Source organism: Leptospira wolbachii serovar Codice str. CDC, from assembly GCF_000332515.2.
In the GTDB taxonomy this organism is placed as follows: Bacteria; Spirochaetota; Leptospiria; order Leptospirales; family Leptospiraceae; genus Leptospira_A; species Leptospira_A wolbachii.
On the sequence record NZ_AOGZ02000016.1, the window covers coordinates 172,896 to 190,110 of the forward strand.

The 17,215-nt window shown below is 40.7% G+C and carries 14 protein-coding genes and 1 pseudogene; 8 read left to right on the top strand and 7 right to left on the bottom strand.

Features of this window, described 5'->3' with window-relative positions:
• Positions 1–3: 3 nt before the first annotated feature.
• Together LEP1GSC195_RS18275 and LEP1GSC195_RS18280 are read left to right on the top strand one after the other, a co-directional pair.
• Positions 4–1,044: a FecR domain-containing protein gene (locus tag LEP1GSC195_RS18275; protein WP_015682910.1), complete on the top strand. Its 1,041-nt coding sequence runs from the start codon at positions 4–6 to the stop codon at positions 1,042–1,044.
• An 80-nt stretch (positions 1,045–1,124) separates the two neighbouring features.
• Positions 1,125–1,670, top strand: coding sequence for a hypothetical protein (locus LEP1GSC195_RS18280; protein ID WP_015682831.1), 546 nt, complete (start codon positions 1,125–1,127; stop codon positions 1,668–1,670).
• A gap of 598 nt (positions 1,671–2,268) precedes the next feature.
• On the opposite strand, the pseudogene LEP1GSC195_RS19635 reads toward LEP1GSC195_RS18280, so the two are convergent.
• From LEP1GSC195_RS19635 to LEP1GSC195_RS18300, 5 genes and pseudogenes are all read right to left on the bottom strand, one after another.
• Positions 2,269–2,467 (bottom strand): annotated as a pseudogene (locus LEP1GSC195_RS19635) (helix-turn-helix domain-containing protein); the annotation flags it as partial.
• 218 nt (positions 2,468–2,685) lie between these two features.
• Entirely contained in the window at positions 2,686–2,931 is a 246-nt protein-coding gene (locus LEP1GSC195_RS18285; protein ID WP_015682952.1) for a hypothetical protein, read from the bottom strand.
• A 109-nt stretch (positions 2,932–3,040) separates the two neighbouring features.
• The gene (locus tag LEP1GSC195_RS20195) at positions 3,041–5,086 is read right to left on the bottom strand and encodes a S8 family serine peptidase (protein WP_015683021.1); all 2,046 of its coding nucleotides are present in this window, start codon (positions 5,084–5,086) and stop codon (positions 3,041–3,043) included.
• Between the two features lie 16 nt (positions 5,087–5,102).
• Positions 5,103–6,617: a choice-of-anchor D domain-containing protein gene (locus tag LEP1GSC195_RS18295; RefSeq protein ID WP_040507255.1), complete on the bottom strand. Its 1,515-nt coding sequence runs from the start codon at positions 6,615–6,617 to the stop codon at positions 5,103–5,105.
• A 205-nt stretch (positions 6,618–6,822) separates the two neighbouring features.
• Positions 6,823–7,458, bottom strand: coding sequence for a hypothetical protein (locus LEP1GSC195_RS18300; RefSeq protein ID WP_015682902.1), 636 nt, complete (start codon positions 7,456–7,458; stop codon positions 6,823–6,825).
• A gap of 28 nt (positions 7,459–7,486) precedes the next feature.
• Here LEP1GSC195_RS18300 and LEP1GSC195_RS18305 point away from each other — a divergent pair, with 28 nt between their 5' ends.
• Positions 7,487–8,224: a lysoplasmalogenase family protein gene (locus LEP1GSC195_RS18305; RefSeq protein WP_015682949.1), complete on the top strand. Its 738-nt coding sequence runs from the start codon at positions 7,487–7,489 to the stop codon at positions 8,222–8,224.
• A gap of 16 nt (positions 8,225–8,240) precedes the next feature.
• Here the strand turns inward: LEP1GSC195_RS18305 and LEP1GSC195_RS18310 are convergent, their stop codons facing one another.
• A complete protein-coding gene (locus tag LEP1GSC195_RS18310; protein ID WP_015683014.1) occupies positions 8,241–9,104 on the bottom strand; it encodes a methylated-DNA--[protein]-cysteine S-methyltransferase in 864 nt (287 codons plus the stop codon).
• A gap of 119 nt (positions 9,105–9,223) precedes the next feature.
• Here LEP1GSC195_RS18310 and hrpB point away from each other — a divergent pair, with 119 nt between their 5' ends.
• Entirely contained in the window at positions 9,224–11,689 is a 2,466-nt protein-coding gene (gene hrpB / locus LEP1GSC195_RS18315; RefSeq protein WP_015682972.1) for an ATP-dependent helicase HrpB, read from the top strand.
• On the opposite strand, the gene LEP1GSC195_RS18320 is transcribed toward hrpB, so the two are convergent.
• Entirely contained in the window at positions 11,671–12,150 is a 480-nt protein-coding gene (locus tag LEP1GSC195_RS18320; RefSeq protein ID WP_015682900.1) for a hypothetical protein, read from the bottom strand. The genes hrpB and LEP1GSC195_RS18320 overlap by 19 nt on opposite strands.
• A gap of 83 nt (positions 12,151–12,233) precedes the next feature.
• Between LEP1GSC195_RS18320 and LEP1GSC195_RS18325 the strand changes: the two genes are divergently transcribed.
• The 4 genes from LEP1GSC195_RS18325 (at position 12,234) to htpX (ending at position 17,164) form a co-directional block, all read left to right on the top strand.
• Positions 12,234–14,117, top strand: a complete 1,884-nt coding sequence (locus tag LEP1GSC195_RS18325) for a polysaccharide biosynthesis protein (RefSeq protein ID WP_198012817.1) — start codon at positions 12,234–12,236, stop codon at positions 14,115–14,117.
• Positions 14,114–14,572: a ClpXP protease specificity-enhancing factor SspB gene (locus LEP1GSC195_RS18330; protein ID WP_002980620.1), complete on the top strand. Its 459-nt coding sequence runs from the start codon at positions 14,114–14,116 to the stop codon at positions 14,570–14,572. The genes LEP1GSC195_RS18325 and LEP1GSC195_RS18330 overlap by 4 nt, the downstream gene beginning before the upstream one ends.
• Positions 14,569–16,188 carry a membrane protein gene (locus LEP1GSC195_RS18335; RefSeq protein WP_015682833.1) on the top strand — a complete coding sequence of 540 codons (1,620 nt, stop codon included), beginning with the start codon at positions 14,569–14,571 and terminating at the stop codon, positions 16,186–16,188. Before LEP1GSC195_RS18330 ends, LEP1GSC195_RS18335 begins: the two co-directional genes overlap by 4 nt.
• A gap of 85 nt (positions 16,189–16,273) precedes the next feature.
• Positions 16,274–17,164, top strand: coding sequence for a protease HtpX (gene htpX, locus LEP1GSC195_RS18340; protein ID WP_015682963.1), 891 nt, complete (start codon positions 16,274–16,276; stop codon positions 17,162–17,164).
• The last annotated feature ends 51 nt before the right edge of the window (positions 17,165–17,215 follow it).

Sequence of the window (17,215 nt, forward strand, 5' to 3'; positions counted from 1 at the left end):
ATAATGAACGAATTTGATAAGCAACATACAATCGCTAAATGGGAAGAACTTCTACGTAAACCCGCAAAGGTTACAGAGTCCAGAGAATTCCCTTCTTGGGAGACTGTATCGAAACGAGACATCCAATTCGAATACATTCCAAACCAAATTCCAAAATCCAATGTGGTTTCTTTTTTCCGTAAACCCATGGGGCTTGCCCTTGTTGGTGGTTCAGCCCTGTCGCTTGCTGCGACTCTGTTTTTTGTTTTCTTTTTAAATCCATCACAGACAAAAAATTCCGAACTGGCGTTGGCTCCTTCTGCTAAAAAAAACACGCAGTCGGTTTCTCCGTTGAAGGTTTTAGTTTCCTCTGTAAAAGGAAAGGTTTCTGTCCTACCACAAGGTAGTTCACACCCTGTCCCTTTAGTGAAACACTACCAATTGGCATCTGGGGATGTGGTCGTTACCGAAGTGTCTTCACAAATCGATTTAGACTTTGAAACTGGTTCTTGGATGCGGATTACTCCTAATTCCGAAGTGGCTATGGATGTAATCGAAAAAACAAATGAGGCTCAATCTCAAAAGTTCTCTGTAAAAAAAGGGAAGTTGTTTGCTTCTGTCTCCAAACTTTCTAAGGACAGTCAGTTTGCGGTCCAAGCTGGGGAACATCTTACACAGGTTAGAGGAACTATTTTCAGTGTTCAGTTTGATGGGAAGTCCGAAGTGGTGGCAGTGCGGGAAGGTTCCGTTGCTGTTGATGATCTTATCTTAACTTCGCAACAACAAACGGTTGTAAAATTGGGAGAAACATTACCAGTAGCAGCTTCCCCTTTAAATTCCAAAGAAGATAAAGAACTCAAAGCATTCCAAACGCAAACCATTCTAGCACGTGAGTCGATACTATACGAAGAACATGCTAGATTAGAACTTGTACGATTGGAAGATGGAACAGAATACCGAGGGGTGATCCTCGGGCAGTCAGAAACACATCTTCACTTCCAAGGATTGGAAGGTCTTATCGAAATCCCGATCCAAAAGATATTAGAAACAGAAAAAATTCGTTAATCTCTATAAGTTTTTGACAATTTTGTCTTTTTCTGAGAGGCTCATCTCCAACACCCTAGGGGAACACCTTAAAGGAAGCCATGCCGCAAAATCACAAAAAAACCTTTCGTTTTCACTATCTCATCGATAAGGAATTCCAATTAAAGTTTTTAGCTCATTATTCTCTTTTGTTTATATCTGGGGTTCTTGTGACTTTAGGTTTTCTATATTGGCTGAACCAAGCCAAGTATGATGGTGGTGCAGTGTTTCGTCTTCGCCAAGATGCACAAACCGTGTTTTGGAAAGTGGAAAATGAAGATTCGGCTCCGAATGAAGCGAAAGACAAATTTGTTCCGAGAGAAATCTACCTTCCAAGTTATGACCACCAATTGAATATGTATACCATCCAATTTGATGCGGTGGTCACACTTTCTATATTATATTTGCTTTTAATCACAGTATTTTCAGTCTTTAAATCTCATAAGATGGCGGGTCCTGTTTTTAGCATCAAACGTTCGTTGCAAAGGATGGCCTCAGGGGAACCCATTGAAACCATCAGAATTCGGAAAGGAGATGAGTTCCAAGAACTTGTGGAAGTGCTAAACGAAGTGATTCAAAAACGGGTGAGCGACGGTTCTAGAAAGTAATCATAACAATACTATGTCGCATGGTCGCTAAAGAGCCCCCGCCCTGAATTGGGTGGTGGAGGTGGGCTCGTGGGCTTTCCCGGAACCACGCCTAACATAAAACCACCGATTCCGCAACCGAGATCCCCAAACTCAAACTTTTTATCCCGATTTGTTCACGTTTTGGATTTTGTTTTGCCTGAGCTCGTCTCTGGTAGCCGAGCGAGCCATCTGTTGCTTTGGTTACCTTGCTCGAAGGAAAGTAAGGTTTAATTAAGGCTTCGAATACCTTTACTTCTGGAGCACTATTTTGCTTTCAGATATTACCTTAAGAGGAAACATGTTACTTCCCATAATTGATCTTATGTCGCATTACCGGTGGGATCGCTTTTGAGTGTACTCGTACATCCTTTACAGTTTTGTCTTGGTACATACTTTACAAAAAGTATGATTAAAATCCTGATTCAGACGTTAAAGAGGATGGCATTGGGTTTTTAAATTGCAACAATTTTCCTGTATATAGGTCTATTACTCCAAGACTGACTCCATAAAAATGAATCTTCACATGTCTATCAGACGTAATAACTTCGTATAGCATACATTATACGAAGTTATACGATGGATGGCGTTTGGGTTTCCTACTTTTATCTTTTTAAACCATCAAGACCATAAAGCTCATACTGTTCTAAGTATTTATAGCCAGTGACCCGACTAATATTGAATTCATGGCAAAGGTCTGTGAGAGACCAACCTCCACGTTTCCACGCCACAACAAATTTCATTCTTTCTTCAAACACGTTTGTCTCCTTCCAAGCCATGACACACTCCTGGTGTGTACATCGTGTTCTGGATCGAAGAATTAAAATCTAGTGTGTAAAGGATGTATTGAGATCAATTTGTAAGGGAAGAAGCAAATACGGACCCTTTTGTATGGAAAGGCACATCGGTAACACTTTAGATCACTCACATGGGTTACACTTTTTGGACGCCTCGAATTGGTCGGCGTAGGGTGTTTTTCTCTAACGAGAATTTGGTTCTAAGGTTTTGTTTTGTATTTTTGAAGGATCTGGTTTCTTTCGATGTATCTGATCCTCCCGAATGCAGAGACCTTATTTTCCATTGCAGCCAGCCCAGGATCATTTTTTACGACTAAAAGAAAACTCCTATCACGGACGATGAGGGGACTCAATTTTATGATTTCATATTCACCAAACAAAGTCCTTAACTCTTCCTCAGTGACTCCTTCCTGTGTAGCAAAGAGGTATTCGCCTTCCTTAAACATAGGACTTCTTTGCTCCTGAATCGGCCTCATTTGTGGATTTTTCTTAGTTTCACCAAACAAAGTGCAGCCCATTGTTAGGGCCGCTAATATCAGGCTGTGCCAAATGGTTTTATTGTAAAACAGCCGTAACTCCTGTCACTTGTTTGAGATGTTTTATGGAATTACCAGCATTGATAGCCTTTCCATACTGCGTTGTACCTGTGAGAGCCGTCTCTGTAACTCCACCTTCGATGAGTTTTGTGATAACATCCGCATAGGTAAAACTTGGATTATAAGAGCGAATGAGAGCTGCAACCCCAGCTGCATTAGGAGTCGCCATAGACGTTCCATTTAAGTTAGTGTATGCTGTAGTTGATGGCTTCCAAGTATATATAGAAATCTCGGTTGCTAACGCTCCTCCGTTATTGGCAATAGTATCTGAGACAAATCGATATCCAACTGAGCAATTGGATGATCCTACGCAACTTTTCAAGATGGCTGATTCTGTACTTCGGAATGAATATCCTGTAGAATGTCTTCGACAGAATCGATTCATGTAAACGCCACGCAAGTTATCATATAGCGAAATGACAGTACCACCTCCCGAAAATGGATTACCTACTGTCGGTGAATGATACATTTCTGTATAATCATAACATGCATTAGTATCGTATCCTTCGCCGTCTGATATCAAAACATGGTTAAGCGTAATATTCGTTGCATTACTATCAATTGAAAAGTTTTTATAAACCGTTCTGTTTGAAGAAGAAGGCATCATTGTAGGATTTGTGTAAGGTGGTGTATAATTCCATCCAATGACTGAGCAGTCGTTTGGAAGGAATAACCCTGAAAGTGTAATAGGATTTCCACCAATTGTGAATGCACATGAATGGTAAGTCCAAGGGCTTCCAGTCGACCCAACATTCACCCAATCATTTGCATAAGATGTTGGTGTCTCAGCAACAGTGGATTCAAGCCCGTAACCACTATAGATATTTGTTCCTGGAGCTCCGAAATCAGCAGCACGACTAGCGACAGTTGCGTTACTATCAAAGTTTGAAAAAGTAGCTAACGCATGTTTTTGGTCTAGAGCAGCAATACAAATTATATTTGCATTTGTATTTTCACACGGATATGAGGCCCCTGAGCCACTTAAGTTTAAGCCATCGTTCCCGGCTGCAACCACTACGAGGACATCATTGGTTCTAGCAAATTCGATCGCTGTGTTGATTGTATTACTAAAACTAGAACCTCCCAAACTCATATTGATGACTTTGGCACCGTTATAAACAGCAAAATAAATCCCATTGGCAATGCTGTCGGGAGTTCCCCCACCAAGTCCCAAAACACGGACGGCCATAATTTTTGCAGATTGACAAACACCTGTAATACCTACTCCATTATTCCCAACTGCACCAATGGTCATGGCAACATGTGTTCCATGACCTTCTTCATCGCGTGGATTATTATCACCGCTTGCGAAATCATAACCGTGGTTAGGGCAACCGCCACCAACGGTAACTCCATTTTGGTTTACACAACCAGCTGATCCATTCCACATATTGCCAACTAAATCTTCGTGGTCGTAGGTAACGCCAGTATCTAATACGGCAACTATTGCCTTACTTCCAAGACAATTAGTAGTCACATCCCAGGCACCAAGGACATTCATGTCTTTTCCGGAAGTTCCCGGGTTGCTGGCGTTAGCTGTATAGCTAGGAGAAGCGAGTGTTTGGCCAGCATTACTGAGTCCCCAAAGTCTAGGAAAACCTGGATCATTTGGTGCTGATGCTTGTTTAAAATATAAATACCTAGGCTCAACGGACTCCACATTCGGATCTTTGCTAATTCTAGCAAGTCCCTCTTCCATCGTTTCAGAATCCAATAATTTCGCTGTAGTAAAATGTCCCCTTGTATTAAGAACTCCCGTAATAGTAGCTACCTTTGAAGTTTGGTGTAATAGTTCTGAGTCAGGAATTTGTTTTTTGAATTTAATGACCACTTCACCTGGAAGATAGGATAGTGTATTCCCACCTTTAGATTTCGAAAGTAATAGATCCGAATTCAACTGAGATTGATTTAAATTCCAGACAGGTTCAGAAATGAGAATATTTGTTACAACTAACATAGTTGTAACGAAGAGAATTTTTGAGATCGTTTGTTTTTTGAGATTCATATAATTAATACCTATCCTATGTGTTCGGAACATTTACTGAAGATTGTCCGGAAGGAGATCCTCCGACTGTATTGTGCTTCCCGTAGGAATATACTTTAAAGTACCAATCTCCAAATGTTGGAACAGAAATTACTTTTGAAACAGGAGTTGTACCACCTGTATTGGGCACATCGGTACAGAATATAGTAGTTCCATTGACATCGGCTGGGTTAAATCCTGTATTCTTACTATAACAAACCTTATAACCCCCATCAGTATCGTTTGGAGCCTTCTCGTTGGTACCTGTCCAACTTACCAAAACATCTGCACCCGTTTTTCCGGTACCAGATACGTTTAAGTCAGCACTAGAAGCAGCCCCATTGGTTCCGTTCGTTGTGGCAACCCGGACCACGGCAGCTCTGGAACCGGTTGCAGTAGGTGAAAACTGAATAGTAAATGTTCCGGAAGCACCGGCAGCAAGAGTTGCACCGGCACTAAAAGCGCTGATTGTAAAATCACCAGAGTGACCACTTGGTTTCGAAAGGGTAATTCCAGTCATAGTTGCTGTTCCAGTATTGCTGATAGTTACCGTTTTTGTACTAGAAGTTAAAGTCGGCCAAACCACACCAAAGGTGGGAATCGATCCTCCCGAGGTAAAACTACTTGAGTTATGTGAAATCGCAATCGTTGGTACAGGTTTTGGTGTACCGGTGCCAGTAACAGTGAATAAAAAACTTAGACCACCATCATAAGCAACGGCAATATTCGATGATTTGACTTCTGCGAGTCCTGTGGGTGAAAACTGTATCGCGAAAGTAGCTGTCGCATTGGCAGCAATGCTAGTTGGAAATCCAGCCAAGTTTAAGACAAATTGAGTACCGGTTGCTGTTACTGCAGGCGGACCATCTAAGTTGGCAGTGGCACTCCCTGTGTTTCGCACTGTAAATGTCACAGCGGTCCCAGAAGAGTCGATTTCTACCGAACCCAGTCCGTAACTACCATTTGCAGCAATTTGCGTAGCGCCCACAGAAACCGCCAAACGAGGAGCTGCTGCTCCGCCCGTTCCTGTTAGGTTCAACTGAAACGAACCGACAGCAGGATCACTCGATTGGATTTTGATAGTGGCTGTTTTTGCACCTTCTAAGGTGGGTTTAAAATTTAATGTAAAGGTAACCGATGCACCTGCTGCCAAACTGGAAGTAGCCGGCTGAGTCACGGAAAATTGGGATGCATCCGTTCCAGATAGAGCCACAATGTTTGGTGATCCAGGAAGTGTGATCGCAGCATTCCCTGAATTTTTGATGGTAACGGTTCCTGTTTTTCCATCGGCAGTGCCAATCGGCTCAGAACCTATATCAAGAGTAGATCCACTTTCTCGACTAACACCATTGTATTGAATTTCTAACTTAGGGGCAGGAACATCGCCACCTCCACCACCAAGGCCGAATAATGCAAATGCCGCACCCCCGCCTCCGCCACCACCGCCTGGACAACCAATTGTAAATAAAGAGAGGAAAGCTAAGAATATTAGAAAATTCAGTTTTTGATTCATGGATAAACAACGCATATTTTTTTACCTATAATTTTCGAAGATGAATTTCTTTCAATCGTACCTTCTTTGTATTACTTGGTTAAAACCGCTAAAAATGTTTTATTGGGTTTTTTAGAACGCTGGTTCTGGTTTGTTCGAATTTTTTTATGTTTCTTAGAACCAAATAGGTAAGAAACATACCTCTCTTCAAATTAAAATTCTATACCTAATCTTCTACGTTAGGATAGACTATACCATTTTTAGGGATTTCCTTACGATGACGAATGTCATCTTCGCACTCCAAATGCCTGTAAGACGAGAGCGAGGGAATGGTTTTGTCCAGAATCTCGCTATGATCAAGGTCGTATTCCCAGTATTTGGTGAGGTTTCCTTGCCAATCATAAGGAACTATTTTTTGAAAAACAAACTCACGGTTTGATATCAGTTTTGTATGTTGGATCTCTAATTTTAGATTCCCTCTAAAAAAATTGGGAATGGGGAAAAAATACAAACATCCCACTAATAGCAATTCGTCTTGGAATTTAGTCTTAGATTTTAGAGGCAAAAAGAAAGGTTCTGCCGACTGAGCGAGAGGAAGAGGATAAATACGTAACGATTGTTTTGTGCCATCTGACTGGACTTCAAAAATAAGAGCCACTGGAACTTCCTCGATGACTCCTATCGTTTTGTCTTTCCCTCTAACCAATCGTAAAACTAAATAACTCTCTTTATCAGTGAAAGAAGTAGGAGATGTACTGGGTTCTTTCCTTTCGTCAGTCCGAAAAATCATACAGTGTGGGAAAAAAAGAAAAAATAGAAGTAAAACGCCAAGGATTCCTTTTGTGAAACTTCCTGATTGCATTTACTTTTGAACCATGTTAAGATCAGTTATGGTGTACTACTTAATTCTCACAACCATTCCTGTGGCCATTGTTTCGGCTTTTTTTATCCATTGGTTTACACTCCAAGAAGAACCAAGTCCCCTGAAGCGACTCGAACATTCGCGTGGGATTTATCTCGGATTTTCCTTTCAAATTCTGCTTTTTGCTTGGTTATTATTCCAATTGGGTCATGCAAGATTCTCTTATCCTTTGTATGCCATTGGATTTTCCTTTTTGGGAGATTGGTTTAATTTGCAATTCCCTATTGCCAAAAAACAAATGAAAGACCCTGTCCTTGGCGGAATTTTTAGTTTTGCCATCGCACAAGTTTTCTTTTTGTTATCATTTTGGAAATTAACTAGTTGGAACGAGTTGTATACAGGCGTTTTACCTTATGCAATCACTGGGGCTTTGTTAATTCTCCCTGCCCTAATCTTTTTTTTCCGGGTGTATAATCCAGAAAGGTCCAAATGGGTAATGGCCTCGGCCTTTGTTTATGGGCTCATTCTCTGTTTTTTCGTTTCTTTATGTTTTAACGCCTATCTCACATTTGGTGGAGTTTGGCTCTATTTAGCCATCGGAGCCGGTTTTTTTCTGCTTTCTGATGCGGTGATGGGAGAAACTACGATCAATGGAACAAGACACCCCAAATGGGAATTCCAAGTTCCTTGGGTCACTTACCTAATCGCACAAAGTTTTTTACTCGTAGGTTTCTTTTTAGTGTCTCATACAAGGCATTTGGTTTAACTTAAACCAGAAAATCCTAATCGACTAACATCGATGAATCATTGTTTGGTGAGACAAGTTTAGACTGTTCCCAAGCAATGATCATTCGTTTCCGATCTGGATCCCACCGATACCCACCAAACAAACCTGAGGTTTGGATCACACGATGGCAAGGAATGAGATAAGCAATTGGATTTTTTCCTATGGCAGTTCCCACAGCTCTTTGTGCTGATGTTTGCCCAATGGAATTAGCAATGTCCCCATAAGTGCAAAGTTTCCCCAGTGGGATTTTTAATAAAGATTTCCATACTTTCATTTGGAATTCCGATCCATAAACATACAAGGGAATTGGTGTTTCGGGAATCACAAATTTTTGAAAGTAATCTCTTAACTTCTTATGTTCTAACGAATCTCCTTCCTTCCACAATGCATTAGGAAATTCATTTTTGATTTCTCGGATTCCCTTCTCCAAAGAATCTACAAACTGTAAGGATTGGATTCCACGTTCTGAAGATACAAGTAAGATGTTTCCGAAAGGAGAGGGAAATACTTCGTATTGTAGGACTAGCCCTTCTCCTCCCCGTTTGTATTCTCCCGGCGTCATCGCTTCTAATTTAACAAAGAGGTCATGCAATCGTCCTGTCCCGGATAACCCTAAAGTGTAAGTTGTATCCAAAAGAGTGGATTCTTTTAACAATCGTTTGGCGTGAGTGACGGTGACAAACTGTAAAAACTCCTTGGGGGAAACACCTGCCCAAGTTCGAAAAACTTTTTGGAAATGGAAAGGACTGAGAGAAACCCGTTCGGCCAACTGATCCAAATTGGGTTGGTCTTCAAAGTGTTCCAATACATATTCGATCGAGTCTTTTATGATTTCGTAGTGTTTGTGATTTGCATCCACAAAGGAATCCTACAGGATTCTCTGGATACTGAAAACCCGATTCTTGCGATTTCTAAAAAATAAAATACAAATTGTTTGATTTTTTACATAAAACTCCTATCCTCTTCATTAGAATAAAAGTGTCACCTCCTTTGGATCCATTCCCCGTACTCACCGCCTTACAATCCATAGTTGATTCTATCAAGACCAATCCAGTTACTATTTTGGATGCACCCCCTGGAACTGGAAAAACTACGGCTCTCCCGACAGAACTCTTAAAACAAGGCCTTTCTTTCGGTAAAAAAATCTGTATTTTAGAACCCAGACGAATTGCGGCTAAAAACGCTGCCAAACGAATCAGCCAAACTCTAAAAGAAGAGGTCGGAGAAACCGTAGGATACCGAGTCCGGTTCGACACGAAAGTAGGCAGAGAAACTCAAATTGAATTTGTCACCGATGGAATTTTAACAAAAATTTTGCTCGCAGATCCTGAGCTAAAAGAGTATGGCCTCATTGTCTTTGATGAATTTCACGAAAGACGAATGGATTCTGATTTATGTTTTGCTTTAGCACGCAGAACCCAAGAAGTTTTTCGCAGTGATTTGAAGTTACTCATTATGTCCGCAACCTTAGATGGACAAAATTTTGAATCCATAGGAATTCATTCGAAACCGATCCGAGTCAGTGCAGAAACACATCCCTTGGAAATTTTCCACATGGGAGATTCCAATAAAAAATTAAACCAAAGATTATTCGACCTTGTCCCAAAAGCCGTAGAACAGACAGAAGGTGATATTCTTGTTTTTTTATCTGGGAAAAAAGAAATCCGCGATTTACAAAATGGATTGGAATCCATTCCGCAAATCAAATCGAACGCAGTGGTTATGGGTTTATTTGGGGATATGGATTTGGCAGACCAAGAACGAATTTTTTTACCTTCTGCACAAGGTAAAAAAAAGATCATTCTTTCGACTAACATTGCAGAATCTTCTGTCACCATCCCTGGAGTCCGCGTTGTTTTTGATTCAGGTTATCAAAAACAAGCTCTCTTCGATGCTGATTCCGGAGTTTCTCATTTAATAAAAACACGAATCAGTTTGAGTAGTGCCAAACAACGTGCCGGGCGTGCAGCAAGGGAAGGAAAAGGTTTGGTGTACCGACTTTGGTCCAAGGAGGAAGAAAAAACATTTTTAGACCGAACAAAACCTGAAATTCTCGAAGGGGACATTGATCGATTGGTTTTGGAAGTTAAGTCTTGGGGAGAAGAAATTTATCAGTTACCATTTTTAGACCCACCAAACAAAGGATCGGTGATTAAAAGTATCCAACGTTTACAACTACTCGGATGTTTGGATGACAAAACCAATCTTACCAATCTCGGGAAAGAATCTCTAAGGTATCCCCTCCCCATCCGATTGGGAAAAATCTTGGCTATCCTTCCGAAAGATAAAGAAAATCTTATCGCCGACATTATTTCGTTAGTGGGGAAAGAAAACACTGGAACCGAGGCAAAAACCTTTCCTGAAGAAATTTTTTCCTCTCAATTTTCTTATGAGTTACGTGCTGTATATGATCAAATTTTACGTATTTACAGGGAAAAAACGGATTTTTCGATTGTACAACCAGAAAAAGACCGACTCTTTTATCTTGCCTCTGGATTTCCCGATCGGATTGCAAAAGCAAAAGTTCTAAATGAAAAAAATTTCAAACTTTCGAATGGGAAATTAGGAATTCTAAATACAACCTCTATTCAAATTCCAGAATTTATCTTAGTTCTCGATACCTTTTCCTTTGGCCAAGATCTTTATATCACCCATTATCTTCCTATAGATGAAAATCAAATCAAGAAATCCTTTCCCCAGATTATTATGAAAAAAGTTGTTTCCGAAAAAAGAACCAACCAACGCGGGGAATCCTTTCTTGCTGTCAAAGAAGAAATGAGTTTAGGAGATTTGGTTTTAGATTCCAAAGAAACAAAATCACCCAACCCGACTATACTCAGTTTGGCGCTCGAAGAATACTTAGCCAAATCTCTTTGGGAAGAAGAATGGAAAAAGGATTCAGATCTAAAGAGTTTTTATAACCGAGTGAGGTTTTTAGAACGTCATGGAGTATTAGATACAAATACAGATCTGAATCATTTAAAACAAATTTCCAAAGAATGGTTATTTCCTTTTATCAATCTGGATTCTGGAAAACTATCCTTAGACAAACTCCCCTTTTTCGAGGCATTCAAAGCTTATGTAGGATATGAGAAAATGAATCTAATTGATTCCTGGGCTCCCGTATCTCTCCAAGTTCCTTCCGGTTCTCGGATTCATTTAAATTATGATAACATAGAACCAGAGTTACATGTCAAATTACAGGAGTTATTTGGTCTAAAATCTTTGCCAAAATTGGCCAATGGGAAGGTGAGCATTCTCATCCACCTACTTTCTCCTGCGCGAAGGCCCGTACAAATTACAAAAGATTTAGAAAGTTTTTGGAACCATGGATACCATGAGGTAAAAAAAGAATTAAAAGGTAGGTATCCAAGGCACCTCTGGCCAGACAAACCATGGGAAGCCATTCCTACCAAACATCTAAGTCACACCAAACGTTCGTAAGTGGAGACCCATCCCTTTTTATTCACAAAAAATTTGATTTTACAATTAGGACAAAGGTAATCCCCCGCAAGTTTCCAGCGAAGGAGGGTTTGGCATTCGGGGCAGTGGACAGTTTTTTCTTCTGATTTAGGAGTGAGTTCGTTTGCAGGAGTTTCGCTTACGATTTGCGATTCTAAAAAATGAATACAATCCGATTCCGCCGGATACAAAGAGAGAAGTTGGGAATTTTCCTCGGCTACGGAATTTTTTAGTCCAAATCCAGCCACTTTTGAGCCTGTTTCTTGACAACGTTCAGAAATCTTTCTGATAAACTCCCAGCCGACTTCGGTGACTTCTTCGACTTCCGAAAAATCAAGGCAAAAAAGAGAGGGAGAACGAGTTTCCTCCTTCAGTTTTAGATAGAGTTCGGAGCCAATTTCCGCAGAAAATGTTCCCGCTAAGCGGAAAAGAAGTGATTTCAAACAGGTTTTTCCTCTTTTCTATTCTTCGGAAGAGATTCTGTATTTACAAGGAATTTTGTTCCAAATACCTTTATTTATCAGATATGAAATCGATTCCGAGACGATACTGGGTTTTTCCTGTAGACATACTCTTTATGTTCTTGTCGTATTTTCTCGCACACCTTGTGCGTTTTGAAAATATACGATTTTTAGAAAGTTATCCAGACTTTTGGGTTTGCGCCACGATCGTTGTGGTTTCTCGGAGTTTAGTTTTTTTATTTTCTGGGATTTACAGATCTCTTTGGTCTTATGCTTCTTTACATGATCTATTAGCTATCATCAAAGCGACAGTTCTCTCCTCTCTAGTTTCCACTCTTGCACTTCTTTTTTATAACCGCTTCTACCAACTCTCTCGGATGGTACCCATCCTCGATACACTCATCTTACTCGGATTCTTATGTTTACGAAGTTTGAGTTGGAGAATGCTAAGAGAACAAATTTTTAGTTCTGAAAAATCCAAAAGAGGAACTCCTATCATTCTTGTGGGTGCGGGTAAACTCGGAAGTTCCTTCTTAACAGAGATCAGGCGAAATGTTGACTTAGACTACCAACCCATTGGATTTTTGGATGACAACCTTTCTAAAAAAGGAGGATACATCCAAGGGGTTCCCATTCTCGGATCCACAGATGAAATCGGAAAAATTTTAGTGCAGTATGGTGTCAAAAAGGTCATTATGACCGTTCCCCAACCTGACGGACGTGTGGTGAGTAAACTTAAAAAAGAATGTGAAGGTGCCGGCGTTGATTTTAAAATTTTACCGACGTTTGGTGAATATTTATCAGCAAAACCAAATATCACACAACTTCGCGAAGTACAAGTAGAAGACCTTTTAGGTAGACCAACGGTTGACCTAGAAATTGAATCCATTCGGTCTTACTTAGAGAAACGAGTGATTCTCGTTACTGGAGCTGGTGGTTCTATTGGATCGGAAATTTGCAGGCAAGTGGCACTTTTCAAACCAAGTGTACTGGTTATCTTAGATGCCGCCGAAACTCCGTTATACGAAATCGATTATGAGCTTAGAAAAAGTTTTGCCGATTTAAATATTGATGTTCGGCCAGTAGTGGCAGATGTAAAAAACCTATCTCGTATTTCTGCTGTTTTTGAAGAACATCGCCCTTCTGTTGTATTCCATTCCGCGGCATATAAACACGTACCAATGATGGAAATCAACCCATCGGAAGCAGTTTTAAATAACGTAATGGGTACAAAAAATGTAGCAGACGTTTGTCGTCTCATCGGAGTAGATCGATTTGTTCTCATTTCTACAGACAAAGCTGTGAATCCCGTAAATGTCATGGGGGCTTCAAAACGTGCAGCAGAAATTTATCTCCAACATATTTCTCAAAATTCTAGAACTAAATTCATTACGGTTCGGTTTGGGAACGTACTTGGTTCTAATGGAAGTGTAATCCCTCGTTTTAGAGAACAAATTAAACGTGGTGGACCCGTCACTGTGACCCATCCAGATGTCATTCGGTATTTTATGACCATCCCAGAGGCCACACAACTAGTGTTACAGGCTGGAAGCATGGGTGAACATGGAGAAATTTTCCTTTTGGATATGGGTGAGCCAGTAAAAATTTTATCTTTAGCAGAAGAGATGATTCGTTTGTCAGGTTATACTCCCCACAAAGACATAGCCATTGAGTTTTCAGGTCTCAGACCGGGAGAAAAACTATATGAAGAACTTCTTTTAAACCAGGAAGGGATTAAAAAAACACACCATCCAAAAATTAGGATTGCTGCTCCGTTAGAAAACTACAACCTACTTCTCTTCCAGAACAAACTAAACAGATTGTTCTCTCTTGCCAAGGCCAATAAAAATAGAGAAATCTTCGGGGCTTTTAAAGACATTATCCCCGAGTATAAAATACACGACGAGTACATCGAGTGGGAAACATCACATGGTAAAAGGAATTTATGAGCGAAAAACTCACGCAGGAAGAAATCACAACATTACGTGAGTTTAAAAGAGATTTATTCAATCTTTATTGGGAACGATTTGGTGTATTCTATATCCATGTTATGCCACATCCAAAACTAGAAATTGGAAAACGAGGGTTACTCAATGCAGAAAAAGAATCTGGCATTGTACTTGTGTTTGGTGACAAAGCAGTAAAAGTATTGGATAGTAAACCTGATTATTTATTTGCTGAACTTCAGTTTGGTTCCGCATGGGAACCGACTATGATTCCTTGGGATGCAGTATTCCGTATTTACGATAAGTTTCAAAACTCGGCGACTCAATTGCGATTTCTCCAAGTAGAAGTGGCTCCCAATGCAGAAGAAGTGAGTTCCAAACCGAAGGTGACTAAACCGGAAATAACAGGAGATGGAAACGTGATTCGAGTTGATTTTGGAGGGAAACGAAACGAATGAATTTTTTTACCATCACTCGAGGAGATCTCGACGGTTTTTTTGGTCTCATGGTAGACAACCTCATCCAACTTTTAGTTCTTTCTGCTCTTTGTATAGGGGTCTGCGGTTTCCCCCTCATCTTCGTTACTTCCGTTGTTTTACCAGGGGCAGCTGTATCCTTACTCGTAGGAAATGTATTTTATGCATGGCAGGCTTGGAAACTAGGACAAAAAACTCATCGAACAGATGTTACAGCCATTCCTTATGGGATCAATACGGTTTCTCTTTTTGCCTTTGTATTTTTTGTTATGTTTCCCACCTACCAAGCCACAGGTGACTATGTAGCAGCATGGAAAGCGGGACTCCTAGTATCTTTTGTTTCCGGATGTATTGAAGTGATCGGCTCTTTTGTCGCCGCAAAAATCCGCAAATACACACCTAGAGCCGCTTTACTTTCTGCTTTAGCAGGAATTGCCATCACCTTTATTTCTATGGATTTTTTACTTCGTACCTTTGAAAGACCAATCATCGCTTTTATTCCACTAGGTGTCATTCTATTGCAATACTTTGGAAAGGTTCGTTTCCCCTTCGGAATTCCTGGTGGATTACTTTCTGTTACCCTTGGGATATTATTATCCTACTTATCGTCCTTTTGGGGAGATCCCATTTACAAACCAGGAGCCATTGAAGGTGGATTACAAACATTGGGGATTTATTTTCCGAAACTTTCCATAAGTCCCCTCCTTGATACTTTAACCTACGCCAATATCAAAGCCTACTTTTCTGTAATCCTTCCGATGGGAATTTTTAATGTGATTGGTTCTCTCCAAAACATTGAATCGGCAGAAGCATCGGGCGATAGTTTTGATACTAAGACCTCCTTACTTGTCAATGGCCTTGGCACTCTTGCAGGTACTGCTTTTGGTTCTCCATTTCCGACTACTATCTACATTGGACATCCAGGATGGAAAGCACTAGGAGCTAAACATAGTTATTCGGTCCTTTCTGGGATTTTTATGACTCTCGTGAGTTTATTTGGACTCATGGGCCTGATCCAGGCATTGATTCCTGTGGAAGCGGGAATGGCAATTGTACTTTGGATTGGGATTGTAATCACAAGCCAAGCTTTCCAAGCCATCCCAAAACACCATTCCCCTGCGGTTGTTGTGGGCCTTTTGCCAGCCTTTGCTGGTTGGGCAGTCCTTATCATTCAAAATGTTTTTATTTTCTTAGATGGAAAATTACAAACCACTTTGCAAGAGTTAGGTGTAAAACAGATAGTCCACTTTTCCTTATCAGACATTCCCCCTCATTTAAGTTTTCTTCCTTATGCGTTAAGTGGTGTTCTTGCCTTGTCCCAAGGATTTCTTATCACCTCGATGGTTTGGTCGGCGATGGTGGTTTTTATTTTAGAAAGAGAATGGAATAAGGCTGCCCTTTGGGCATTCATTGCAGCGGTACTTTCTATGATTGGTTGGATCCATGCTTACGAATTGCAAGGAAATGCAATACTCAATCGGTTCACAGAACTTGCAAACCTGGACTTTCCCATTGCTTATTTTTCCCTTGCGGCCTTATTTCTATTGATACAGTTTCTCAATAGTTCAAAAGAAAATCCCGACAAATTGGGGCATTAATTTTGCTTGTAATCTTCGCTCTAACAAGTAAAGTTCTAGTCTAATGAATAGGTTCCACTAAGAACCTTAAGGAGAATAATTTCCTATGACTTGGATCAAACGAATCGGTTTTTTCCTGTTAACCAATATTTTGATTATGACTACCATCTCTATTGTGACCACATTGCTTGGTTCGATGGGATTTAGTATCCGTGCCTATGGTTTGGATTTAACGCAACTCATTGTATTCTGTTTAATGTGGGGTATGGCGGGGTCTTTCATTTCCCTATTACTTTCTAAGATGATGGCGAAGTGGACGATGGGTGTCAAAGTCATCGATCCGAAACAAGCTTCTGCTCCAGAGATGGACGTCTATCGCCGTGTGCAATCACTAGCGCAAAGAGCCCACCTTCCTATGCCAGAAGTGGGGATTTACGAATCTCCCGAAGTGAATGCATTTGCAACGGGACCAAGTAAATCCAGCGCACTTGTTGCTGTATCTACGGGACTCCTCAACCGTATGAATGCACAAGAGTTGGAAGGCGTACTTGCTCACGAATTGTCACACGTTGCCAACGGAGATATGGTTACACTCACTCTCATCCAAGGTGTTGTGAACTCGTTTGCCATGTTCTTTTCTCGTATCATTGCCTACATCGCTTCGAATGCAGTAAAAGAAGAAATGGCACATATCGTAAGAATTGTTGTCACTATTGCTCTAGACATTGCATTCTCAATTCTTGGTTCTATGGCAGTGGCTTACTTCTCACGCAAACGTGAGTTCCGCGCAGATGCCGGTGGTGCCAAACTTGCGGGTAGAGAGTCCATGATTTCTGCATTGGAATCACTACGCCAGATGGTGGAGATGCCAGAAGATCCTAGAGGAGAGGCCTTAGCTTCCTTGAAGATATCTTCCAACAAAGGGGGATTTCTTTCCCTATTTGCCACTCACCCTGCCTTAGAAGAAAGGATTCTCGCTCTCAAACAAATGAGATAGAATTTCCTACACTATAGGTTTGTGAAGAAAAGGTCGGCGACTTTGCCGGCC